We start from the raw sequence: 21,807 nt of genomic DNA, 5'->3' as shown, positions 1-21,807 counted from the left end.
AAGAAACTTTCTTTTCTTGAAACGGTCGTTCAGATCCTGAACGACCTCAGCCTTTTTGCCGCTTCTCTTATTTGTTCCTCTCCAATGGTGATGGAGATGCGGAAGTATCCCTCTCCCTCGTCGCCGAACCCGCTCCCGGGGGTGACGACGATACCCGTCTCTTCGATGAGCTTCTCGCAGAAATCGGAAGAGGTGAATCCCTTAGGCACCTTTGCCCAGATATAATATGTGGCCTTTGGTCTCGGCACATCGATGCCCAGCGTCTTGAACGCTTCGACCACCATGTCGCGTCTTTTTTCCAGTCTGCTGTTGAGTTCGGCGACGGATGCCTGGCTGCCGGTCAATGCCTCGATGCCGGCATACTGGATGGCCTGAAAGGCCCCGGAATCGATGTTGGTCTTCAGCTTGCCGAGATTATAGATGCCATCGGCGCAGCCAACGGCAAAACCAATCCTCCAGCCGGTCATGCAATAGGTCTTGGAAAGGGAATGAAATTCGAGGCAGTGTTTTTTCTCCTTGTCGAATTCAAGGATGCTTCGCGGCCTGTAGCCGTCGTAGGCGATCTCGCTGTATGCGGCATCGTGGCAGACAAGGATGTCGTAGCGTTTCGCCAGCTCCAGCGTTCTTTCATAGAAGCCGTCGTCGGCGCATGCGCCGGTGGGGTTGTTGGGATAATTTATGAAGAGGAGCTTCGCCTTTTTCAATACTTCCTCGGGAATGTCTTCATATCGGGGAAGGAATCCGTTCTCTTCCTTGAGGGGCATGATGTAAGGCGTCGCCCCGGCGAACATGGTCGCTATCCTGTAAACGGGATATCCGGGGGAGGGGACGAGCACCACGTCGCCTTCCTCCGCGTATGCCCAGGGTATGTGGGCTATGCCTTCCTTGGAGCCGATGAGGGTGACCACTTCCGTTCCGGGGTCGAGGTCCACGTCAAAACGTTTCTTGTACCACGATGCCGCTGCCTGCCGGAATTCAAGCATCCCTTCGTAGCTGGGGTACCGGTGGTTCTTCGGGTCCTGCGAGGCCGCCTGCATCCTGGCGATGATGTTGGCCGGAGTTGGGATATCAGGATCGCCTATTCCGAAATCGACAAGGTCCATCCCTTTCTTTCTGACCTCTTCCTTTTTCTTATCGATCCTGGCAAAAAGATACGGCGGGATCTGTTCTACTCTGGTCGCGGGTTTTACCATTTCTCAAGCTCCTTAGAAATAATGACAGCGCCTGAACGCCCTGATATCATGACCCTTACACAAATAGTGGTGAATTTGATAGTTACAACATGTTAGCGGGTGCAATGTAAAGTACTTTTTTGGGTCCGAATTTGTTTGAAAACGTTTTTCCTGATATGTAAGAATAGACCACATGAATAACCATCTGGACGGATTGCCCGCCGATTTCCCGGTGACCGAAAGGCCTTACGAGGACATGGCGCAGTCGATGGGGATGACAGGGCAGGCACTGATCGACGAGCTTGAGGCGTTAAAAAAGGCCGGGTTCATCCGGAGGATAGCGGCTATGGTGTCTCACCGTGCTGTCTCCTATGAAGGCAACGCCATGGTCGTGTGGCGCGTACCCGCGGCCGAGATGGAAAAGGTGGGCGGTATCATGGCAGGCTTTGACGAGGTCAGCCATTGTTATGAACGTGACACCGGCGGGTATTGGCCCTATAATCTCTATACCATGGTGCACGGCAGGACGAAAGAAGAGTGCCTGGCCGTCATCGAAGGGATGGCATCACGATCGGGCATCGGGGATTACCGGGTGCTTTTCAGCTTAAAGGAATTCAAGAAGACATCTTTTACGGTGAGAATATGATAAAGGCAACATCCGATAGATATTGCGACGAGGCGCAACAATGCATTCCGGGGGGAGTGAACAGCCCCGTGAGGGCCTTCATGTCCGTTCACGACAGGCCTTTTTTCGTAAAGAGGGCGAAGGGATCCTGGCTTTATGACGTCGACGGGAATGCCTTTGTGGATTATGTGTCCTCCTGGGGAGCCATCATTCTCGGCCATGCCGACGAAGGCCTTATCGCGACCGTCACCGGGGCTCTCCTCGACGGGACAAGCTTCGGGGCCTGCCATCCTCACGAGATAGACCTTGCCCGTCTTATCACGGAGGCCTTTCCCTCCATAGACTGCCTGCGCCTGACGACTTCCGGCACGGAGGCCACCATGAGCGCCCTGAGACTTGCCCGGGGATACACAGGCAGGAACGGGGTCATCAAGTTCCGCGGCTGCTATCACGGGCATGTGGACAGCCTGCTCGTCAAGGCCGGGTCAGGGCTTGCGACATTCGGCATTCCCGACAGCGCCGGGGTGCCTGCGGACCTGGCGAAGCACACCTACGTGGCAGAGTTCAACAGCCTTGGAACGGTGGAAAGCATCATGGACGCCAGCGATGACATCGCCTGCGTCATCGTGGAGCCCATCATGGGGAACATGGGAGTCATCCTTCCTGAAGAGGGTTTTCTTAAAGGGCTCGAGGCCCTGTGTAGACGGAAGGGCATCCTTCTCATCTTCGACGAGGTTATCACGGGCTTCCGTGTCACCTTCGGCGGTGCCCAGCACATCTATGACATCGATCCCGACATAACCTGTCTCGGCAAGATAATCGGCGGAGGTTTCCCCATAGGCGCCTTCGGCGGGAAAAGGCATATCATGGAACGCCTTGCCCCGCTCGGAGATGTGTACCAGGCTGGCACTCTTTCGGGGAACCCCGTTGCCGTGCGCGCCGGTCTTCACGTGCTGGACTTCCTGAGGCGCAATTCCGATGAACTCTATGCGCGTCTTAACAGCACGGGACTGACCTTATCGAAGGAGATAGCGGCCATTGCAGGCCGATATGAGATTCCCTACCGCATAAATTCCATAACCGGCATGTTTACGGGGTTCTTTTCGAGGAACGCCGTGACCGGCTGCGCCGCCGCAGCGGCGTCCGACAGGGACCTCTACGAGAGGTTCTTCAAGGCCATGTTGGATGAGGGCATCTTTTTCGCCCCCAGCCAGTTCGAGGCGTCATTCGTCACGCTCACACTGCATCAGGCCGAGATAGATCGAACCGTCGGGGCATATGAAAAGGTGTTCCGCGGCATCCGTTCCATGCAATAATTAAGGAGGCCTTTCAATGTCGAACTCTCCGAGGGCGGTCGCCTATATCGACCTTGGCGCCCTCGAGTACAATTACCGGTCCATCAGGCAGCGGCTAAGCCCGGGCGCCGGGCTCCTTGGCGTCGTCAAGGCCGATGCTTACGGTCACGGGGCCCTTGAGGTCTCGAGGAGACTGGAGTCGATCGGCATCGATTACCTGGGTGTGGCAACGGTCGACGAAGGCGTGGATCTCAGAAAAGGCGGCATCACAGCACCCCTCCTCGTCATGAGCGGCGTGTTTTCCTGGGATGAGGTCGAGCCGGTCCTTCGCTATGATCTGACACCGGCAGTTTACGATGATGCGCTTCTTGGAAGGTTGGCGGATCGATCAAAGGAATTTGCCCGGCCCCTCAGGGTGCACATAAAGTTCGACACGGGCATGGGGAGGCTCGGTTTCAGACCGGAAGATGCGCAAAGGATCGCCGCCATTCTTGCGGGAGCCCCGGGACTCAAGACGGAAGGCGTCATGACCCATTTCCCGTCGTCGGAGGTGCGAGACGACTTCGGGCTTTCCCAGATCAGGACGTTCGCTAAAGTGGTGGATATCTTCAAAACGGCAGGCCTCGACCCGGCATACGTGCATATGAGCAGCAGCGGCGCTATTGTCACCTACCCCGAGGCCCATTTCTCTCTCGTGCGCGCCGGCATAAGCCTCTATGGTTCCCATCCGTCGCGGTCCCTCGAAGAGGTCCTCCCTCTGCGGCAGGTGATGAAGGTCGTGGCCCGCATAGCCTTTTGCAGGGAGTTGCCCGCCGGAGTGCCCCTGAGTTATGGAAGGACCTACGAGACCCCCCGCATCACGCGGATTGCTTATATACCCGTTGGATACTCGGACGGATATCCCAGGTCGCTTTCGAACAAGGGTCGGGTGTTAATAAACAGCAGGGAATGCAATATCGTCGGAAGGGTCTGCATGGACTGGATCCTTGCCGATATCACCGGTCTCGATGGTGTCGAAAGTGGAGATGAAGCGATTCTACTCGGCGAAGGCGACGGTGAAGGGATGCGCATTTCCGCCAATGAGATGGCCGAACTGGCGGGCACGATCCCCTACGAAATACTGTGCAAGATCTCGAGAAGGGTATTGCGGGTCTACGTCTAGCCGGTTTCCGAAGGTTTAAAGTTTCACGCTGAAACGGTTTTCTATTCGCTGTTATCCGGGTAGCGGTGCATGATATTGCGGATCATATCGAGGATGGAGAAGAAGACGTCGAGCATTTCGGGGTCGAAGTGCCGGCCTCGTTCGCGGTCCATTGTTTCGAGGACGCGTTCTTCCTCCCAGGGCTCCTTGTAGGACCTTCCCGAACTCAGCGCATCGAAGACGTCGGCGATGGCGACGATGCGGCCGAAGACGGGAATCTCCTCTTGTTTCTTGCCTATGGCCCGGCCGCTTAAGTCCTCAAAACCAGGCAGGGGTTCGCCCGTTGCGTAATCGATATAGCCGGGATAACCTTTGCCATCCCATCTTTCGTGATGGTTGAGGGCAACGAGGAAGGCGGCTTTGTCGAAATCGGAGCGCTGATGGGAGAAGAGCTGCGCTCCAAGATAGGTATGCTGTTTCATCACTTCGTATTCATAGCTGTCGAGACGGGCAGGTTTCTTGAGGATGAGGTCCGTTATGGCGACTTTGCCCACATCGTGGAGCATGGCTGACATCTTGAGGATGTCCCTGTTCTGTTCCAGTTCCGCCTTGCCGATGCCTTTCCTGGCCGCCCAGACCTCGTAGAGTTCGACGGAATAAGATGAAACGCGGTTCACATGGGCGCCCGTTTCCATGGGGTCTCGAAGCTCCGCCATCTTTATCATGCGCAATATGATATCGCGCGTCATTGTCGCCCGTTCGATAGCTATGGCGGCGTTGTTGGCAAAGTGGACGACGAAGGGTTCGTCCTCGCGTTGAAAGGGAATGATATTTCCGCCCGGATCTGTGGCATTGATAAGCTGAAGCACCCCGACCACCTCATCGGTGTGGGTTTTCAACGGAAAGGAGAGCACGGACCGCGTCTTGTATCCCGAGATCTTGTCGTATGAAGGATCAAAGGAAAAGGGTACGCTGCCGGCGAGAGTGTAAACGTTGTCCAGGTTGAGGACCTTTCCTGTGTTCGCGACATAACCCGAGATTGATTGATTGCTGACGGGAATTGTGAAGGTTGAATAGATCAGTTTTTTGCCGGCAGGGAGCTGTTTCTGCAGCGTGTCGTTCTGGGTATAGCGGAAAAGCAGTGTTTCGCCTTCCTTGATGTAAATGGACCCGGCATCGGCGTTCGTCAGGTGACGCGCCTTTGTGAGGATACGCTCCAAAAGGATATCGATGTCCCTGGTCTGGATGACTTCAAGGCCGACGTTGAGGACTTCCTGAAATTTCTTCCTCTCGTCTATCATATTATTCGCGCGCGATTGAGCACATATGTCTCGGAAGACGTTTCTAGAGAGGCGGGCCGAGAATATATTCGAAGCGAGATCTGAAATCTTCCGGCGACATGTTGGCAGCCCTGGCGAGGTGCGCCAGATGAGGGCCCTCGAAATCTTCCCTTTCAACACGTATCATGTATTTCCTGGCAACCTCGTAAGTCTCCGTTGCCATATCCACCCTTCTGATCTTGACCTTTCCCGTCTTGTAGTCGATTATCTCGACAAAGGGAACGGGTTTCAGATTGCCTTCATAGGCGACTATCATGGAGCCGGTGCCACCCTTGAGAAGGTACCTGACAGCGCCGTAACCGAGATTGCGTGTATATTCCACATCGAAAGGTATGGGGTTGGCGGCGCGCAGCTCGTAGCCGATGTTCTTGTCCACAATGCCGACCCCCTCGATGCCCATTTCGGAAAGGGTCTTGTTGACGAAGTCCCTGAGGACCCTTCCCAGCTGTATCTCGGAAAGCTTGAGCTCGCCCTTTTCGTTGCGTTCCACTTCCTCGTGCTTGCCCAGTTCCTCGAGGTCGAATTTCTCCGATATCCCCTCGGCGAGAATGGCTACGCCGTAGTCCCTGTCCATGCTGCGCCGTTTCAGTATGGAAGCGGTGAGGATGTCTGCAACCTTTTTGAAGGAAAGCTTTTTTTCGGGGAATTCCTCGGGAATGAGGCATATCGTCGCGCCGGCCGCTTTGCCCATGCCAAGCGCCAGATGCCCCGCGTGCCTCCCCATGGTGGTGATGAAATACCATCGGCCCATTGTGCGGGCATCCTCTATGATATTGTTGACAATGTAGACCCCGACGTGGCGGGCGGTCTGGAAGCCAAAGGTGGAGAAACCGCCGGGAAGCGGTATGTCGTTGTCGATCGTCTTGGGGGTGTGCACGACGCTTACCGAGCCGCGGGCCTCTCGCTCGATCCAGTTTGCCATGTAGAGGGTGCCGTCGCCGCCGATGGTTATGAGATACTTGATGCCCGCCCCTTTCAGGGTGGACATAAGGGTCTTGAACTTTGCCTTGGCATTCTCCGGCTTGTCCCGCGAGGTTCGCAGAATGGAGCCCCCCGAGGCGTGTATCCGCGACACGTCGTCGATCGTGAGCGGCATGAATATGTCCTTATGCCCGTCGAAGAGGGCCTTGAAACCACCCTTGATACCGACGACTTTTTTCCCCGAGTTGATCGCCTCGATAGTTGCGGCGCTGATGACTCCGTTGATGCCAGGTGCGGGTCCGCCGCCGACAATGATCCCTATGGTCTCTTTGCTCATGCCGTACATTGTGCATCTTTCCGTCTTTATTTGCAAGGCTTTTTGTCATATCCTGTATGCATCGGAGCGGTCATGAAGATTGGTTTTCATGTTTCCATATCAAAGGGATTTGATGATACGTTGAGAAGGGCGAACGAACTCGAGTGCCAGGCGGTGCAGATATTTGTCAAGAACCCGCGGTCATGGATGCAAAGGGAACTATCGGAGGCAGACATGGAGGCCTTTGACCGCCTGTCGGCGCAGTTGCCTGTCTTTGCCCATCTATCGTATCTTCCCAATCTAGCGAAGATCGACGAGGACGAGCGAAACTTGAAGGGATTGCTCCATGAGGCCTCGTTGTGCGCACGACTGGGAATCCACTTCCTCGTCGTTCATCCCGGATCGCGCCCTGACAGGCGCTCAGGCGTGAGGCTGATCGCTGAGGCGATCGATCGTGTTCACGATGTGCATGACATCGCGATCCTTATCGAGAACACGGCCGGCCAGGGGAACACCCTGGGAAGGAACATTGAAGAATTGGCGCGCATCTATGAGGGCGTCTCGCGCAAGGACAAGACCTTCTTTTGCATTGACACGGCGCACCTCTTCGAAGCGGGATGCAATATAAAGGAACGTACTGTCTGGCTGGGGTTCATGAAGGATTTCGAAAAGACACTGGGACGGGAGAAAATAGGTCTCTTTCATCTCAATGATTCAAAGGCGGCCGCCGGTACGCACACTGACCGCCACTGGCATATAGGCCAGGGTGAGATCGGCCTCGGATTCTTCAGGACGCTTATGAGGGATAAAAGATTTGCCCATCTGGCGGGCGTTATGGAAACGCCGAAGATGGGCAATATGGACGAAGTTAATATGAAGGTTATGCGCTCGCTATTTCCTCCGCTGATGCCGCGTCCTTCTTCTTAGCTTTTTATATTTATGTTTCCTGATCTTCTTTTTCCTCCACTTCATTACACTGCCCATGCTCACCTCGTTGGTATGTGAAAGTCAAAAACTGTTTATCCAGAGTTCGTAAACGCTAACAACATAACCCCACTCAGGTTTTTTTTCAAGAACATAATGAACAAGGCCGCTTTTTTGAACGCCCCTCGAGGCTTCACCGATTATGTTGAAATAAGAAGGCAAAGTCGCTATAATAACTGACCGCGCGCCTGTAGCTCAACTGGATAGAGCAACGGACTTCTAATCCGTAGGTTCTGGGTTCGATTCCCGGCAGGCGCGCTCTTACAAGAAAGTACGTGACTACGCTGTGACTACGTATTGGATGCTGTTCCTGGCCGACGCCGGCACGGAGGCCGACGGCACGAATATCACGGCCTTCACACCGGACATCCTCTCGAATCCGCGGCATCAATTATATATGTCTTATATGCTGGCAGAAAGTGCCGTGCGACTTTTACTGGATACCTATCCTGCCAGGAAACGGCTGAGCATCGATTATGCAAAGCGACAGGGCCCGCTTGCCTGAGTTGCCATTACGTTGACATAATGGACTTTTAGAGGGCTACACTATAGACCATCGCGATATAATGAATTCGATAAAGGCTATTACAGCATAACAATCCGATAATTGCAGTAGACTGTTTTAAATCCATTGTGTATACTTATCTATTATAGCAACCCTAAAGAGGTCTATTATGGATATGTTTCACACAGCTGAGGAATGGGAACAGGAGATTGGGCAACAACTTCGCCGCATGCGGCTTCTGCAGGACATCGACCAGCGCGTTCTGGCCGAGCGCGCCGGGGTATCCCTGAACGCCTTGAAGAATCTCGAAGGAGGCAAGGGCGCCACAGTCAGGTCGTTCGTCCGGGTTCTGCGCGCCCTGGGCAGGGCGGAATGGCTGACCTCTCTCTCCCCGGAGGTTTCTATCAGCCCCATGCAGATCCTTGAGTCAAAGAAGAAATCGCCAAGGCAGCGCGCCTCCCGCAGGAAGGGGACGCCCAATGCATAGACCGGTGCGGGCGATCGAAGTTCGTGTGTGGGGAAAACGTGCCGGGGCTCTGGCGGTCGACCCCAGACTTGGCTACTATGCTTTCGAATATGATCCCGCGTTCGCTGCGGCCGGCATCGAGCTTGCGCCGTTGACCATGCCGCTCGCGAACGCACGCGCGCCTTTCGTTTTCACCGATCTGCCGGAGCTGACCTTCAAGCGGTTGCCGGGGATGATCGCCGACGCCCTGCCGGATGACTTCGGAAATGCCCTCATTGACGCATGGATGGCAGGCAAAGGCATCGACAGGCTGGACATAACAGCCCTTGACCGCCTGGCTTACATGGGCAGGCGAGGCACAGGCGCGCTGGAGTTCAGGCCGGTAATTGGACCGGAGGTAAAAAGGAGCACCGCTATAAAGCTCTCTCGCCTTGTCGAAAGCGCCCGGCGCGCAGTCCAGGGCGATATAGGTTCGGACAACACGGCCAAGGCAGCCCTGCAGCAGATCATCCAGGTCGGAACATCCGCCGGCGGGGCAAGGGCCAAGGCAGCCATAGCCTGGAACCCGAAAACGGACGAGATCCGGTCAGGACAGTTCGATGTCGAACCGGGGTTCGAGCACTGGATACTGAAGTTTGATGGCGTAGGAGCCGACCGGGAACTCGGGGGATCCCGGAACTACGGCCGCATCGAGTACGCATACTACCTCATGGCCCGCAGGGCAGGCATATCCATATCACCATGCCGGCTGATGGAGGAGAACGGCCGTGCCCACTTCATGACACGCCGCTTCGATCGTGACGGAAACGCCAGGCACCACATGCAGACCCTCTGCGCCATGAAGCACCTGGACTTCAAGCAAAAAGCGACTCACGACTACAGCCAGTTCTTCATGGCAATCGAGCAGCTGCAGCTGGGCCATGCTGCCCTGGAAGAGGCTTTCCGTCGGGTAGCGTTCAATGTCATGGCCGCCAATTGCGATGACCACACGAAGAACTTCTCCTTCATTCTTCGACAGGGAGGGTCGTGGGAGCTTGCCCCGGCCTATGACATAACCCATGCGTACAATCCGAAGGGGGAATGGACATACCAGCACCTCATGGCCGTCAACGGGAAGTTCAGCGATATCAGACTCGAGGACTTTCTCTTGGTCGCCGAGCGTTTCATGATCGGCAACCCGAAGAAGATACTCGGTCAGGTCCAGGAGGCCGTGGAAGCCTGGCCGGAATTTGCCGCAGAAGCCGGGATCAGCGAAGGTGATATCGGACGTGTTCACGGACATCACCAGCCGCTCCTGTCAGCGAAAATCCTTTAAATAGTGACAGGGATCTGCGCCCATCTGTTGACCCTGCACGAAATATGTTCATAATGCGCGTATTGAGAGGTGACACATTCAGACCAGGGAAGGTCATCCTGGCATCAAGCCAGCATCGGCCGCAATAGAGATTCATCTCCAGGCAGTTCTTGACTCCCGTTTCCTCTCGGGCTATCCTGTCGTCGTGCTCAGCCAATCTGAACTCGATGCTCCGGGCGTGTGATCCATCATATAATTGCCTGGAAGATCGCATGCCTGTGAGGAGGCACAATGACAATATTCATATACACCTTGACAGGATTGGCCGTCGTCGTTCTTGTTGTTTACCTGGCCATTCCCATAGCTCAATTGATCAAGAACAAGGGCAAGCGGTGTGATGTCGCGGAAGTGATGTATCCCGGTGACGCAGAGCGTCAGTCCGGTTACAGGGACAAGGTCGCCTCCGAAATCCTCCGCAATAACCCGGGGTTCACATACGAGTCCCCGGAGTTTCAGGTCCTTTACCGGCAAGAGATGGACAGACTGCTGAAGGAATACCAAAGTCAGATCGTGGTTCCCCGGCGTGGGTGACCCCCTTGTTCACGCGACCACCTTGTTTTACTGAAAGTAAAAGAGACATTCTCTTTATTACCTTGCAAACCAGCCGCTAATAGACGATACTATGCCGCCATGTCCAAAAGATCCGGAAAAGATAGACACGAAGCTAAATCAGGACCATTGAGTCCACCGAAAAGGCCGCGAAGGGGCCCGCCTGATAAGGCAGACCGAAGCGCTGACGCTTCCCGCGGGCGCAAAGACAGATCATCTGAATACTTTGCTCCATCAGGAAGGACAAGAGACCTGCCCGAGAAGGCAGATCGAAGCCGTGGCGATTTACGGGGACACAGGGAAGGAAAATCTTTTCCCTCCTTTGACCGGCCAAAAAGGGAGTTTGGATTTGCATCCAACGATAAAAGGCCGTTGCCGCAGGAACAGCAAAAAACAGTCTCATCGGCCGCCCTGAAAAGAGGGTTCGAGAGGGCAAAGGATGAGATAGCAGGTGTGTGTGACGAAATATCTGCCCTTATGACCAGCCGATACAATATTGGCAAGGTTGAGCTGACGGTGAGTTTCAACGCAGCCGGAGAATTTATCGGCTTCGGCGCCGGCGGCGCAGCATCAATCAAAATCACAATTATCCCTTCAAAATAAGGGGCATCGGCCCACCAAAACATTTGAAGACCCCTCGTTAATGCCGCATCTGATCCCGGTTGCTTTGCGCGGTTCTGAAATATCGGGGAGAGGTGAGGTTCTCCTTCGTGCATTCATGTAACGATGTGGTAGCCCCCGTTTTAACCGGATACTCATACGATTAAAAAATAGCTTGTAGTACAGGATCTCGCCTTTCGCTCCCTTTAGAACGTATGTTTTGACGCTGCCGGAAAAGTGTTTTGCGCTGGCAGACCCTGCCCGCGATCTTGTTTTGCCTTAATGAAATGGTACCGATGGCGATATATAATTCAGGGAAACTCCTCAAGGAGAGGACACACCCGGAATTCACCATGGAAGAGACGGGCAAACAGACAATTAAGCACAATAAGGAGCATCTCGGTATCAAGCTCGGCGTTGCTCTGCGGATCCAACTCAGGGGATCGAAGGATACCTGGAAGAGCACTCTCGTGGGTATGGTTACGGACCGGTATCTTATCGTGGAGGTGCCTCCCATACCGGGTCTCTGGGTGAAGCTCCATCAGGTGAACAATATCATCGTTCGCTATCTTCACGATGGAAAGGTCTACGGTTTCTATTCCACGCTCGTCGGTGCCATGGATGAACCATTTCGCCTGACTTTTCTCTCCTATCCCGAAAAGATCGAGATAGTGAACTTGAGAAAGTTCCAGAGGGTGCCGTGTCTTATCCCGGCCGTGGTCTCACTGAACGGGGGGTCGTATCACGGCGTCTTCACTGACGTAAGTGAAGGCGGATGCAGTTTCCTTTTCGATCAGTCCGGCGCGGCATCCGACGTCGGCCCGGGTCTCGGCGAGGAGGTCACTTTTTCGGTGTGTCTCATCGGTTCGTCGGAAGTGAGGTCTATCGGGGCCACCGTAAGGAGCGTCAGGATGATAGGGAAAAGCATGTCCGTGGGTACGCAGTTCCAGGACCCCGGCGGCGATCTCCTCAGTTCCATCCGCACGTACATGGAAAAGGTGGGAGGCCTCGATGTGTCCTGACGGGTACGACGAGAGGCGCCAGTGGAATTGGGTTGGCATTTGCGGCGATTTTGTTTAGAATCGTCATAACCATCTCAGCCGGTAACGGGTCCCGCTGAAAAAGCAGGGCCGCCGATGATTGCCGCTTTATGTGGGGTTTGTGGGGAAGAGAGGAAAAGGTTTTGAAACGCTGGGTGTTCCTGACCTCCGTACTGATCTTCATGGCAGCGTGCTTCTACCTGTTCTATTCCACCTACCAGCGGGTGAAGAATGATGAAATAGAGCAACTGAACAAGCAGCAGATGGCCCACGCCAAACAGGCACGGGCCGGGATGGAAGGCTTTTTCCAACACTATCTCAAGATACTTAACCATCTTGCCAGACACCATGAGATCATCAATTTCAATGAAGATGGCAAGCGGGCCATCGCAGAATTCTACGAGGCAAGCAGGGAAGACATCAGGTCCATCACGCGCGTCGATGCCGCAGGCAGGTTTGTTTACACTATTCCCGATGGTGACAGGTACCGGGGAGCGGACATATCCCACCGTGATTTTTTTCAGGCAATGAAGGGGGACCTCAAACCCGTCGTCAGCGATGTTATCACTTCCGTGAAAGGTCAAGAGAGGTCCATGGCCCTTCATCACCCCATAGTGAAGAATGGAAGATTCGTCGGTTCCGTCGCAATCATTGTTTCCATCGACGACCTCGCGGACAAGTATCTCAAACCGATCCGTATCGCGCGCACCGGCTATGCCTGGGTATTGAACCGCAAGGGTGTGGAGATGTACTGCCCTGTGCCCGGCCATATCGGCGTGTCCATATATGAGACCTCCGGCCGCTTCCCCTCCGTCATTGCCATGGCGGAAGAGATGATGAAGGGGAAGGCGGGCGTCACCACGTACGATTACGACTATATTGCCGACAAGGAAACGAAGAAGATCGTAAAGCATGCGGTCTATATGCCGATAGTCATCGGGGACACCTTTTGGTCCATCGTCGTGGCAACCCCGGAGAATGAGGCCCTGGCCGCCATGGAGGGGTTCCGCAACCGCTTGTTTGCCATTATCGGGCTCTTTGTTGTTGGTCTGTTTGTCTTTGTGTTCTATACAGTGAAGTCCTGGGCGGTTCTCAAGGAGGCCCATAAGCGGATGGAGGCCGAGGAAGCATCCCTTCAAAGCGAGGCCAGATACCGGTCCATCATCGAGAATGCCGTGGAGGGCATTTACCAGTCTACCGCGGATGGCCGCTTCATGAGTGTGAACCCCGCCTTTTCGCGGATAACCGGTTATGGTTCCCCCGAACACCTGACGCAGGAGATAACGGACATCGGAAAACAACTCTATGTGGATCCCGAGGACCGGCGTATCTTTGAGAGGACTCTCGAAAAAGAGGGGGTTGTCGCCAACCAGGAGGTCCGGTTCAGACGCCGCGACGGGAAGATCATATGGGTTTCCCTGAACGGGCGCGCCGTAAAGGACAAAGACGGAAAGGTGTTACACTACGAGGGCACCATCGAGGACGTAACGGACCGCAGGAAAGCGGAAGAAGCTCTCCGCGCAGAGACGGAAAAGCTTCAGACCCTTTCCGAGAATGCCCCTGTCGGGATGGTGCTCATCAGCCCGGAAGGCCGTTTTACTTATGTGAACACCAAGTTCAGGGAAATGTTCGGCTATGACCTCGGCCATGTGCCGGACGGCAGGACCTGGTTCAGAAAGGCGTATCCGGACAAGCAGTACAGGACTGCGGTGATATCCGCATGGATCAACGATTTCGTGGGCAACGAGCCCGGTGAAAGAAAGCCCCGTGTATTCACCGTGACCTGTTCCAGTGGAAAACAGCGGTTGATAACCTTCGTGACCATGAGGCTTACCTCGGGTGAACATCTCATGGTTTGTGAGGACATGACGGAACTCAAGCGCCTCGAAGACCGGCTTCGTCAGTCTCAAAAAATGGAGGCCATCGGCAACCTGGCGGGAGGGGTGGCACACGATTTCAACAATATCCTGACCACCATCATGGGATACGCGAGCCTTCTTCAGCAGGAAACCGGCGACAACAGCAGGGCGAGGTCCCACGTGGAGCAGATACTCTCCGCCTCCCAGAGGGCGGCCAATCTGACCCAGAGCCTCCTTGCCTTCAGCCGCCACAGGACGGTTTCCTTAAAGCCTCTCAACCTCAACGAATCCCTGAAGAGTGCTGAAAAACTGCTGAAGCGACTCCTTACGGAGGATATCGAGTTCAGGCTGATACTCACCGACGGCGACACGACCATCCTCGCCGATGCCACAGAGATCGACCAGATCCTTTTCAATCTTGTCAGCAACGCCCGCGACGCGATGACGCGGGGCGGGCGGCTCACCATCGAGACGGGCATCGTCGAGATGGACAGCTACTACCTGAAAGCCCACGGGTTCGGGCAGCCGGGGAAATATGTCTCCATCGCGGTTTCGGACACCGGTACGGGTATGGATGAGGCGACGCGGGAGCGCATGTTCGATCCTTTCTTCACAACGAAAGAGATCGGCAAGGGGACGGGCCTCGGTCTTGCTACGGTCTATGGGATCGTGTCGCAGCACAACGGCTACATCAACGTTTACAGTGAACCGGGCAAAGGCGCCACCTTCCGCATTTTCTTCCCCCTTGCGGCACCGGCGGCAAAGGAAGAGGAGCCGCCTGCCGTCGACGTGAACGGAGGGGATGAGACCATCCTGATCGCCGAAGACAACGAGTCCGTCATGACCCTCATCAAGGAAGTCCTGAGAAAATATGGCTACCGTACCCTGGAAGCGAGCGACGGTGAAGAAGCGGTCGAGATATTCAGGGACAACAAGGGAATCGATCTCGTCATCCTTGATTCCGTCATGCCCAGGAAGAACGGCAGGGAGGCCTGTGAAGATATACGAAAGATCGACCCCGGTATGAAGGTCCTCTTTATCAGCGGTCACACCCGCGACACCCGCCTTGACAGGGGCATCGCCGACGAAGAAGTGGATTTCCTCCCCAAACCTCTCTCCCCCATAAAACTGCTCCAGACAATACGGGAAATACTGGATCGGGCCTGAAGGCCCAATCCGGGTTTCAGGTGGTGTAGTTGATCTCCAGTATTCTGTCGATCCGGAAGGTGCGTTCCTCTTTCCTCAGCTCGCAGTATGCGCGAAGGCCTTCGAATTGTCTGCCCTTGAATTCCATTGGTTCTATCGAGAGGGGTCGTATGGTGCGGCAGGATTTTGTGTCGTTGGGCTTCAAATAGATGATCTCAATGGCGAGATCGCGCCTGATGGCATCCATGATGATCGCGCTTCTCTCGTCGTAGCTTGAGCGCTCATCGGCCTTCTCGTACTGGAAGGTGGTGAGGAATTTTGCCACCCGCCAGTCCATACGAATATGACCCTTGCTGATCATCTTTGTCAGGAAAATGCCGTTGAAATTCGTACACCGGCTCAAGGCGACGTAGACCTGGCCGTGGGCGAAGGCTCCACGGCCCATGTCTATTATGACGCGGTCGAACGTCTTTCCCTGGCTCTTGTGGATGGTCACTGCCCAGGCCAGGCGGATAGGATACTGTATGAATGTTCCCGTCGTCCTCGTCGAGATACCCTTTGTCTTCCTGTCGTACTGGTACTCAAAGAGCTCCCACATGTTCGGGGTCACCTCCACCATCTTCCCGTCGTCGAGGCGCACGAGGACCCTGTCGTCCTCGCCGTCCATCCTGCTAAGGCCCTTGACCGTCCCAAGCGTGCCGTTCACCCAGCGGCCGTATTTGTCGTTATTGACGAGCATGACCTGGGCTCCTGGTTTCAAAATGAGCGCCTCTTCCGCCGGCAGGGACGAGCGGTCGAAGACGCCGCTTGTCTTTCCGGGAAGCGTAAAGGCCCGGTCGGGGAGGGCCTCGAGCATCTCCAGGTTGCGTTTGGCGGCGAGGTCGTTCGTGGTTGTCAGGGTGATATAGAACCCGTCCGTCGGGTAGGGGGCATCGGGTCGATGGTTCCTGTTGAGCCGCTCGATGTCGTCGTCGGTGCAGGTGCGGTTCCGTATGGCGTTCAGAAGCTCGATGAAATCCTGCTCTGTTTGACGGTAGACCTTCTCAAGCTCGATGAACTCGATTTCGAATGACTTTTCCTTGAAGACCTGTGCCGAGAAGAAGTAGGGCGAGTCATAGCGATGGGTGAATATTTCCCTTTCCGAAGACGCGACCACTGGCGGAAGCTGGTAGAGGTCTCCGACGAAGATCATCTGGACACCACCGAACCACTGCTTGCGATAGGGCCCGTTGAGGCGTAAGAACTTTTCCACGCAGTCGAGAAGGTCGGCCCGCACCATCGATATCTCATCTATTATGATGGTGTCGAACTCCTTGTAGATCCTGGCCTCGGGTCCTGCCATCCTTTTGACCTTTTCCGGGGTGATGGTGGGCTTGAAACCGAAAAAGGAGTGGATCGTCTGCCCCTGAACGTTGAGGGCGGCGACCCCCGTGGGCGCCAGCACGGCCACCTCCTTGCGGGTGTTCTGCCGGAAGTACTCAAGGAGCGTCGATTTTCCCGTGCCCGCCTTGCCGGTAATGAAGATATGCCGGTTGGTGCCCTCCATGACATCGAGGGCCTTTTGGAACTCGGCGTTGATCTCTATGAACGACCTGCGCATGCGTAAAAAATAACCCATGTGATGGCGGAGAAGATAGGAAAAACTGTCTGCGGCGAGGTGGGCGGCAGACAGTCTTCTGGTATTGAAAGAGCCTGTCGATTGTGTCAAAATGGGCTTACCCAATAATTCGTTCAAGGAGAGCGCATGCCTTTTCAGGATATCAATGGTCTCAAGGTCTATTATGAGGTTCACGGGGAAGGGGCGACGGAGACGATCGTCCTTTTGCATCATGGTTTCGGATGTGTCAAGATCTGGCGCAACATCTTCCCAAAATTTGTAGACGCCGGCTACCGGGTAGTCATGTATGACCGCCGGGGGTTCGGGCGCTCCGAGGACGGGCCTGATTTCTTCGATTTTTATGTGAGCGACCGGTACAGGGAGGAGAGCCTGGGCGAGCTGCGCTCGGTCAAGGAGCGCCTTGGCATCGGTCCCTGTCACCTGGTGGGCCAGTGCGAAGGCGGCGTTGTGGGCGTCGATTATGCGGCCCGCTACCCGGAAGATGTGAAGAGCATTACAGCGGCCAGCACCCAGTGCTACAGCGAAGTCCCCATGACGCAGTTGAATATCGAAAGGCTCGTCGTCAATTTCACGGACCTCGAACCGAGACTTCAAGCCAAGATAATAGACTGGCACGGAGAGACGGCCCAGGCGAAATACGACCAGTTCGCGAGGTGCGGCGGTGAGTATGGCGTGGAGTACTTCGACCTGAGACCAATCCTGGCGAAAGTGTTTTGCCCGGCCCTGGTCCTTTATCCGGATCGCAGTTCCATCTTCTATGCGGAGCAGGCTCTTGCCTTTTATCGGGGCCTCCCGAAGGGGGAGCTTGCTGTTTTTCCGAAGTGCGGCCACAACACCTACGAGCAACGCCCGGAGGACTATGTGCGCACTATCCTCGACTTTCTGAAACGGACAAAAGAAGGCGAAGATCAAGCGGACCGCCCGTCGATGTCCTGCCTGGCCTAGAAGAGGGCTTCAGGCCGCGGCCTTCCCTGAAACCTGAAACTGTCTTCTTTCGGTATGTCAGGCTGTTGTCACCATCATGAGGTAATATTGTGCTCATGGAGGTGGTCGATGTATACCAGGGAGAACATGTCGTACCCATCGGTTCCTTTTGATCAGTGTTATTGGGTTGTGCCGGGGAGGCTTCTTGCCGGGTGCTATCCGGGGGACCTCGATGCCGCAGAGGCGGAAAAGAAATTGCAGGGGCTTCTCAAGGCCGGGATCAGGCGCGTTGTCAATCTCATGGAAGAGACCGAGACGAATTGGGACGGAGAGCCTTTTGCGGATTATCAAAAAGAACTGAGTCGCAGGGGAGGGCTGATGAAGGCCGATGTTGTCTGTGTGCGCAGGCCCATAAGGGATTTTATGGTCCCATCCCGCGAGGAGATGATCGGTATCCTCGATGAGATCGATAGCGCCATTAGGGCGGGCAGGCCGGTCTATGTGCATTGCTGGGGAGGAAAGGGCAGAACCGGTACCGTTGTCGGGTGCTACCTGGTCCGCCATGCCTTTGCCAGCGGCAAAACAGCGCTTCATATGATCGGGGAACTCAGGGCGCGGGCCGATGGTTTGTCGCCGGAGACGCAGGAGCAGCGGGATATGGTATGCTCGTGGAGGATAGGAGAGTGAACGTGGCGGGGATCTCCAGACAGGACAGGATTCTTGGCGGGCTTTGGGGGGCTGTGGTTGGAGACGCCCTTGGCGTCCCGGTGGAGTTCAAGGGAAGGGATGTCCGTAAGGGCGACCCTGTCACGGATATGAGGGGATACGGAACATTCGGTCTGCCGCCGGGAAGCTGGTCTGATGACTCCTCCCTTATGCTGTGCACCGCGCAGGGTCTCCTCGACGGGTTCGATACGGAGCGGATGGGGGATCTTTTCGTCAGTTGGTTCACGGCAGGTTTCTGGACGCCTCACGGACAGGCCTTTGATGTGGGCCGGGGGACGTGGCAGGCAATAAGCAGGATGCAGCTCGGCACGCCGGCGGGGCTAGCCGGAGGACAGGAGGAAGGCAACAACGGCAACGGCTCGCTGATGCGCATTCTCCCTGTCGTCATCCATTGTGCCGCCATGGACGATGAGGAAGCGCTCCGCCTTGTCCACCGCGCTTCAGCTGTAACACACGGGCACCCGCGATCGATGATGGCCTGCGGGATGTATTATCTCGTGGTGACAGCCCTTCTGGAGGGGATGGCGCCGCGCGACGCATATCGGCTTGCCATGGAAAGGACGAGGCAGCTCTACAGCGCGCCGCCTTTTTCGAAGGAAACCCCCCATTTTTCCCGCCTTCTCTCCGGTGATATCCATGCCCTTCCCGAAAATGCCATCGAATCCGACGGCTACGTGGTCCATACCCTGGAGGCGTCCCTCTGGTGCCTGCTGACGACGGGCTCCTACACAGAGGCGGTGCTCAGGGCGGTCAATCTCGGTTGGGACACGGACACGACTGCCATTGTAACGGGCGGCATGGCCGGCACGCATTATGGTCTTGAGGCAGTCCCGAAGCACTGGCATGATATGATAGTGAAGAAAGAGGATATAGGTGAGTTGTTCGAGGAGTTGGTGGAGAGGATTGGTCACAGGTGACCGTGCCCATGGCCCATCCCCTGTCTCTTTCCTTTTCGGGTGAGTGATGATAAATAGAGAGATGACCGACCTTATCGGCTACATTGCCGCCTGCTTCACCACATTTTCGCTTTTGCCGCAGATATTGCGCATCCGGAGGCTGAAAGAAGCTCGGGACGTCTCCGTTTTCCTGCCGCTCATGATTGCCGTGGGTTCGGTTTTGTGGTTGATATACGGGATCATCATCGGGTCCGCCCCGGTCATTGCGGCAAATTCTGTTTCCTTGTTTATCGCTGTGATCACCATCTTCTTCACGATCAAGTACAGGTAAACGGGTCCTGTCGGGTCATCCCGGCGAAGGCCAGGCGCCTTTTCCTATTTCCCCTTCGACACGATGAGGTTCCTTATTCCGTTCTTAGCGAATTCGTTCTGGTATTTTAGCACGAGCGACTCCTCTTCCTTGAAGAATTCGTCATCGGACATTTTCTCTACTCCTTTCTGTCCATGCTTGTTGAGCATGTCCCGCCCGGCAAGATTGTAGATGAGCTTGTCGAGGAATGTGAAGTCGTCATAACGCTCGATGAGTTCGTTCAGGGATTCGTCCTCTTCAAATGCCTCGGAAGGCGCGGCGCCCTTTTCTTCTTCATCGTAGTCCGCGTATTCCTGCAGCCCGAAATCCTTTGCGGATCCGAAGACGTAGCGCTGCAGATCGAAGTATTCGTTATCTTGCGGCTCATCCTCGTAGATGTTGACCATCCTCGTTCCCAGATATACGGCCTTCAATAATGTTTCAAATTGTTGCTTGGTAAAAGTGATCTTCATGATTTCCCCTTTGTCTGATACTGCATCAGTGCTGGCCTTCCACTATGTTGTCAGGATGATCTCTGTCTTCATTGCAGCCTCGCTCTTCTTTATGGATGCTTTATTGGATTCCGGCACAGTCCGGTGGTTTCGCTTATTGCGGAGATTCTAATATCAGGTGCGAGAAATGACAAGCGAATAATTAGCCAGGCAGGAAAAGAGGCTGTCAGTCCGGTCTGCCCCGCGGTGACGGCAAAGCCCCTCTTGCGAATGGCAGAGGCTTGGAATGACGCAAGTCCTGTGAGATAAGGCTGAAGCGAACTGAAGATCGCTGTTCGTATCGAAATATAAGTTGAATGTGCCGCGGGAGTTCTCTATCATAGTTCAAGGGAGGAATGTGTGATGATGTATCCCCATGTTTTCTCGTCTCTGTCTGTCGGAGGCATTGTGTTGAAGAATCGTATCACCATGGCGCCCCTTTACGCGGGTTACGCCGCGGAGGACGGCGGCGTGTCTCCTGTCATGCTGGAGCACTACCGGGCGGTGGCGAAGGGCGGTGCCGCTATGATCGTTGTGGAGAACACAACAATCGACCATCCCGCCGGCAGCGGGGCCAGCCGGATGCTGAGGACCGATACGGATGCCAATCTCCAGGATCTCTCGGAGCTTGCCTCGGTTATCAGGGCGGAAGGCGTTGTTGCCTGCATCCAGATAAACCACGCGGGCCGCTTTTCCATCGGGAAGTCTTCGCTCGCTCCGTCCGCGGTGGACACGTTCGGAAAGATCCCTCAGGCCATGAGCCTTGACGATATTCGGCATGTGCGGGGAAAGTTCGTCGAGGCTGCCGTAAGAGTAAAGAAGGCCGGTTTCGACATGGTGGAACTTCACGGAGGCACCGGATATCTTTTGTCGCAGTTCGTCTCCCCTCGGACCAACAGGAGAAACGACACCTACGGCGGCACCCTCGAGAACCGGATGAGATTTCCCCTCGAAGTTTTGAGTGAGGTGAAGGCGGCGGTGGGAGATCTCCCGGTAGGCTACCGTTTCCTTGCGGACGAGTGGCTCCCCGACGGTCTCAAACTTGAGGAATCCACGCAATTCGCAAAGGTCCTGTCCGAGTCCGGCATCGCCTATATCTCCGTGATGGGCGGTACCTACGAATCCTTTACCCTACCCGAGATCGTAGCGAGGTCAAAGACGGAAGGTTACATGGCCGACCTGTCGGAAGCTGTCAGGAAGAATGTCGCGGTGCCGGTCGTAACCGCAGGCAGGATCGCTTCCGGAAAGACGGCCGAGGAGATACTGGCAACGGGCAAAGCCGACCTGTTAGGCCTTGCAAGAGTTCTCTGGGCAGACCCCGAGTGGCCGAACAAGCTGAGGGAGGGAAGGGAAAGTGACATGATCCATTGCGATCCATCATGCAACGACGCCTGCATGCGCCAGGTCATGAAGGCAAAACCCGCCGTCTGTATGCAATGGCCGCAGAAGAAGATAGAAAGATACAAAGAGCGCTTTCCGGATTGAATGCG

21 protein-coding genes and 1 tRNA gene are annotated in these 21,807 nt (G+C 55.3%); 16 read left to right on the top strand and 6 right to left on the bottom strand.

Annotation, left to right across the window (positions count from 1 at the left end; all coding sequences use genetic code 11):
- Positions 1-29: 29 nt before the first annotated feature.
- Positions 30-1,193, bottom strand: a complete 1,164-nt coding sequence (locus PHC90_02050) for an LL-diaminopimelate aminotransferase (protein ID MDD3845124.1) — start codon at positions 1,191-1,193, stop codon at positions 30-32.
- A 172-nt stretch (positions 1,194-1,365) separates the two neighbouring features.
- Between PHC90_02050 and PHC90_02045 the strand changes: the two genes are divergently transcribed.
- Genes PHC90_02045 through alr form a run of 3 tightly spaced genes read left to right on the top strand, consistent with a single transcriptional unit; the run spans position 1,366 to position 4,254 of the window.
- Complete coding sequence (locus PHC90_02045) at positions 1,366-1,818, top strand: hypothetical protein (protein ID MDD3845123.1); 453 nt, start codon at positions 1,366-1,368, stop codon at positions 1,816-1,818.
- Positions 1,815-3,113 (top strand): glutamate-1-semialdehyde 2,1-aminomutase, encoded by a 1,299-nt coding sequence (gene hemL / locus PHC90_02040; GenBank protein ID MDD3845122.1) that lies wholly within the window; start codon positions 1,815-1,817, stop codon positions 3,111-3,113. The genes PHC90_02045 and hemL overlap by 4 nt, the downstream gene beginning before the upstream one ends.
- Positions 3,114-3,129: 16 nt before the next feature.
- Positions 3,130-4,254 carry an alanine racemase gene (alr, locus tag PHC90_02035; protein ID MDD3845121.1) on the top strand — a complete coding sequence of 375 codons (1,125 nt, stop codon included), beginning with the start codon at positions 3,130-3,132 and terminating at the stop codon, positions 4,252-4,254.
- A 41-nt stretch (positions 4,255-4,295) separates the two neighbouring features.
- Here alr and PHC90_02030 read toward each other — a convergent pair whose 3' ends face one another.
- A complete protein-coding gene (locus PHC90_02030; protein ID MDD3845120.1) occupies positions 4,296-5,534 on the bottom strand; it encodes a GAF domain-containing protein in 1,239 nt (412 codons plus the stop codon).
- A gap of 43 nt (positions 5,535-5,577) precedes the next feature.
- Complete coding sequence (pfp, locus tag PHC90_02025) at positions 5,578-6,840, bottom strand: diphosphate--fructose-6-phosphate 1-phosphotransferase (protein ID MDD3845119.1); 1,263 nt, start codon at positions 6,838-6,840, stop codon at positions 5,578-5,580.
- Positions 6,841-6,903: 63 nt separating this feature from the next.
- On the opposite strand from pfp, the gene PHC90_02020 reads away from it, so the two are divergent.
- Positions 6,904-7,737, top strand: coding sequence for a deoxyribonuclease IV (locus tag PHC90_02020; GenBank protein ID MDD3845118.1), 834 nt, complete (start codon positions 6,904-6,906; stop codon positions 7,735-7,737).
- Here the strand turns inward: PHC90_02020 and PHC90_02015 are convergent.
- Positions 7,702-7,794, bottom strand: coding sequence for an AURKAIP1/COX24 domain-containing protein (locus PHC90_02015; GenBank protein MDD3845117.1), 93 nt, complete (start codon positions 7,792-7,794; stop codon positions 7,702-7,704). The two genes, PHC90_02020 and PHC90_02015, sit on opposite strands and share 36 nt — an antisense overlap.
- 184 nt (positions 7,795-7,978) lie before the next feature.
- Between PHC90_02015 and PHC90_02010 the strand changes: the two genes are divergently transcribed.
- The 7 genes from PHC90_02010 to PHC90_01980 all read left to right on the top strand — a co-directional run bounded on the left by PHC90_02010 (position 7,979) and on the right by PHC90_01980 (position 15,334).
- Positions 7,979-8,052: transfer RNA gene (locus PHC90_02010), tRNA-Arg, on the top strand.
- Positions 8,053-8,468: 416 nt separating this feature from the next.
- Positions 8,469-8,786, top strand: a complete 318-nt coding sequence (locus PHC90_02005; GenBank protein MDD3845116.1) for a helix-turn-helix domain-containing protein — start codon at positions 8,469-8,471, stop codon at positions 8,784-8,786.
- Positions 8,779-10,080 (top strand): type II toxin-antitoxin system HipA family toxin, encoded by a 1,302-nt coding sequence (locus tag PHC90_02000; GenBank protein ID MDD3845115.1) that lies wholly within the window; start codon positions 8,779-8,781, stop codon positions 10,078-10,080. Before PHC90_02005 ends, PHC90_02000 begins: the two co-directional genes overlap by 8 nt.
- Before the next feature lie 270 nt (positions 10,081-10,350).
- The gene (locus tag PHC90_01995) at positions 10,351-10,650 is read left to right on the top strand and encodes a hypothetical protein (protein ID MDD3845114.1); all 300 of its coding nucleotides are present in this window, start codon (positions 10,351-10,353) and stop codon (positions 10,648-10,650) included.
- A 99-nt stretch (positions 10,651-10,749) separates the two neighbouring features.
- Positions 10,750-11,271 (top strand): hypothetical protein, encoded by a 522-nt coding sequence (locus tag PHC90_01990; GenBank protein ID MDD3845113.1) that lies wholly within the window; start codon positions 10,750-10,752, stop codon positions 11,269-11,271.
- 293 nt (positions 11,272-11,564) lie between these two features.
- Positions 11,565-12,290, top strand: a complete 726-nt coding sequence (locus PHC90_01985; GenBank protein ID MDD3845112.1) for a flagellar brake protein — start codon at positions 11,565-11,567, stop codon at positions 12,288-12,290.
- 161 nt (positions 12,291-12,451) lie between these two features.
- The gene (locus PHC90_01980) at positions 12,452-15,334 is read left to right on the top strand and encodes a PAS domain S-box protein (GenBank protein ID MDD3845111.1); all 2,883 of its coding nucleotides are present in this window, start codon (positions 12,452-12,454) and stop codon (positions 15,332-15,334) included.
- A 16-nt stretch (positions 15,335-15,350) separates the two neighbouring features.
- On the opposite strand, the gene PHC90_01975 is transcribed toward PHC90_01980, so the two are convergent.
- Entirely contained in the window at positions 15,351-17,021 is a 1,671-nt protein-coding gene (locus tag PHC90_01975) for an AAA family ATPase (protein ID MDD3845110.1), read from the bottom strand.
- 36 nt (positions 17,022-17,057) lie between these two features.
- Here PHC90_01975 and PHC90_01970 point away from each other — a divergent pair, with 36 nt between their 5' ends.
- The 4 genes from PHC90_01970 to PHC90_01955 all read left to right on the top strand — a co-directional run bounded on the left by PHC90_01970 (position 17,058) and on the right by PHC90_01955 (position 19,808).
- A complete protein-coding gene (locus PHC90_01970; GenBank protein MDD3845109.1) occupies positions 17,058-17,876 on the top strand; it encodes an alpha/beta hydrolase in 819 nt (272 codons plus the stop codon).
- 108 nt (positions 17,877-17,984) lie between these two features.
- Complete coding sequence (locus PHC90_01965) at positions 17,985-18,542, top strand: dual specificity protein phosphatase family protein (protein MDD3845108.1); 558 nt, start codon at positions 17,985-17,987, stop codon at positions 18,540-18,542.
- Positions 18,518-19,498, top strand: coding sequence for an ADP-ribosylglycohydrolase family protein (locus PHC90_01960; GenBank protein MDD3845107.1), 981 nt, complete (start codon positions 18,518-18,520; stop codon positions 19,496-19,498). Before PHC90_01965 ends, PHC90_01960 begins: the two co-directional genes overlap by 25 nt.
- A 46-nt stretch (positions 19,499-19,544) precedes the next feature.
- Positions 19,545-19,808: a SemiSWEET transporter gene (locus PHC90_01955; GenBank protein ID MDD3845106.1), complete on the top strand. Its 264-nt coding sequence runs from the start codon at positions 19,545-19,547 to the stop codon at positions 19,806-19,808.
- A 44-nt stretch (positions 19,809-19,852) separates the two neighbouring features.
- On the opposite strand, the gene PHC90_01950 is transcribed toward PHC90_01955, so the two are convergent.
- Positions 19,853-20,299, bottom strand: coding sequence for a hypothetical protein (locus tag PHC90_01950; protein ID MDD3845105.1), 447 nt, complete (start codon positions 20,297-20,299; stop codon positions 19,853-19,855).
- 384 nt (positions 20,300-20,683) lie between these two features.
- On the opposite strand from PHC90_01950, the gene PHC90_01945 reads away from it, so the two are divergent.
- Complete coding sequence (locus tag PHC90_01945; protein ID MDD3845104.1) at positions 20,684-21,802, top strand: NADH:flavin oxidoreductase; 1,119 nt, start codon at positions 20,684-20,686, stop codon at positions 21,800-21,802.
- Positions 21,803-21,807: the final 5 nt, after the last annotated feature.

Source organism: Syntrophorhabdaceae bacterium, from assembly GCA_028698615.1.
Lineage (GTDB): Bacteria > Desulfobacterota > Syntrophorhabdia > Syntrophorhabdales > Syntrophorhabdaceae > Delta-02.
The sequence above is the reverse complement of the archived record's forward strand: the minus strand, read 5'-3'. Positions and strand labels throughout refer to the sequence as shown.

Bases quoted from the DNA above. Each gene is read 5' to 3' on its own strand.
- PHC90_02050 (MDD3845124.1), bottom strand. From the start codon at position 1,193: ATGGTAAAACCCGCGACCAGAGTAGAACAGATCCCGCCGTATCTTTTT.
- PHC90_02045 (MDD3845123.1), top strand. From the start codon at position 1,366: ATGAATAACCATCTGGACGGATTGCCCGCCGATTTCCCGGTGACCGAA.
- hemL (MDD3845122.1), top strand. From the start codon at position 1,815: ATGATAAAGGCAACATCCGATAGATATTGCGACGAGGCGCAACAATGC.
- alr (MDD3845121.1), top strand. From the start codon at position 3,130: ATGTCGAACTCTCCGAGGGCGGTCGCCTATATCGACCTTGGCGCCCTC.
- PHC90_02030 (MDD3845120.1), bottom strand. From the start codon at position 5,534: ATGATAGACGAGAGGAAGAAATTTCAGGAAGTCCTCAACGTCGGCCTT.
- pfp (MDD3845119.1), bottom strand. From the start codon at position 6,840: ATGTACGGCATGAGCAAAGAGACCATAGGGATCATTGTCGGCGGCGGA.
- PHC90_02020 (MDD3845118.1), top strand. From the start codon at position 6,904: ATGAAGATTGGTTTTCATGTTTCCATATCAAAGGGATTTGATGATACG.
- PHC90_02015 (MDD3845117.1), bottom strand. From the start codon at position 7,794: ATGGGCAGTGTAATGAAGTGGAGGAAAAAGAAGATCAGGAAACATAAA.
- PHC90_02005 (MDD3845116.1), top strand. From the start codon at position 8,469: ATGGATATGTTTCACACAGCTGAGGAATGGGAACAGGAGATTGGGCAA.
- PHC90_02000 (MDD3845115.1), top strand. From the start codon at position 8,779: ATGCATAGACCGGTGCGGGCGATCGAAGTTCGTGTGTGGGGAAAACGT.
- PHC90_01995 (MDD3845114.1), top strand. From the start codon at position 10,351: ATGACAATATTCATATACACCTTGACAGGATTGGCCGTCGTCGTTCTT.
- PHC90_01990 (MDD3845113.1), top strand. From the start codon at position 10,750: ATGTCCAAAAGATCCGGAAAAGATAGACACGAAGCTAAATCAGGACCA.
- PHC90_01985 (MDD3845112.1), top strand. From the start codon at position 11,565: ATGGCGATATATAATTCAGGGAAACTCCTCAAGGAGAGGACACACCCG.
- PHC90_01970 (MDD3845109.1), top strand. From the start codon at position 17,058: ATGCCTTTTCAGGATATCAATGGTCTCAAGGTCTATTATGAGGTTCAC.
- PHC90_01965 (MDD3845108.1), top strand. From the start codon at position 17,985: ATGTATACCAGGGAGAACATGTCGTACCCATCGGTTCCTTTTGATCAG.
- PHC90_01960 (MDD3845107.1), top strand. From the start codon at position 18,518: ATGCTCGTGGAGGATAGGAGAGTGAACGTGGCGGGGATCTCCAGACAG.
- PHC90_01955 (MDD3845106.1), top strand. From the start codon at position 19,545: ATGATAAATAGAGAGATGACCGACCTTATCGGCTACATTGCCGCCTGC.
- PHC90_01950 (MDD3845105.1), bottom strand. From the start codon at position 20,299: ATGAAGATCACTTTTACCAAGCAACAATTTGAAACATTATTGAAGGCC.
- PHC90_01945 (MDD3845104.1), top strand. From the start codon at position 20,684: ATGTATCCCCATGTTTTCTCGTCTCTGTCTGTCGGAGGCATTGTGTTG.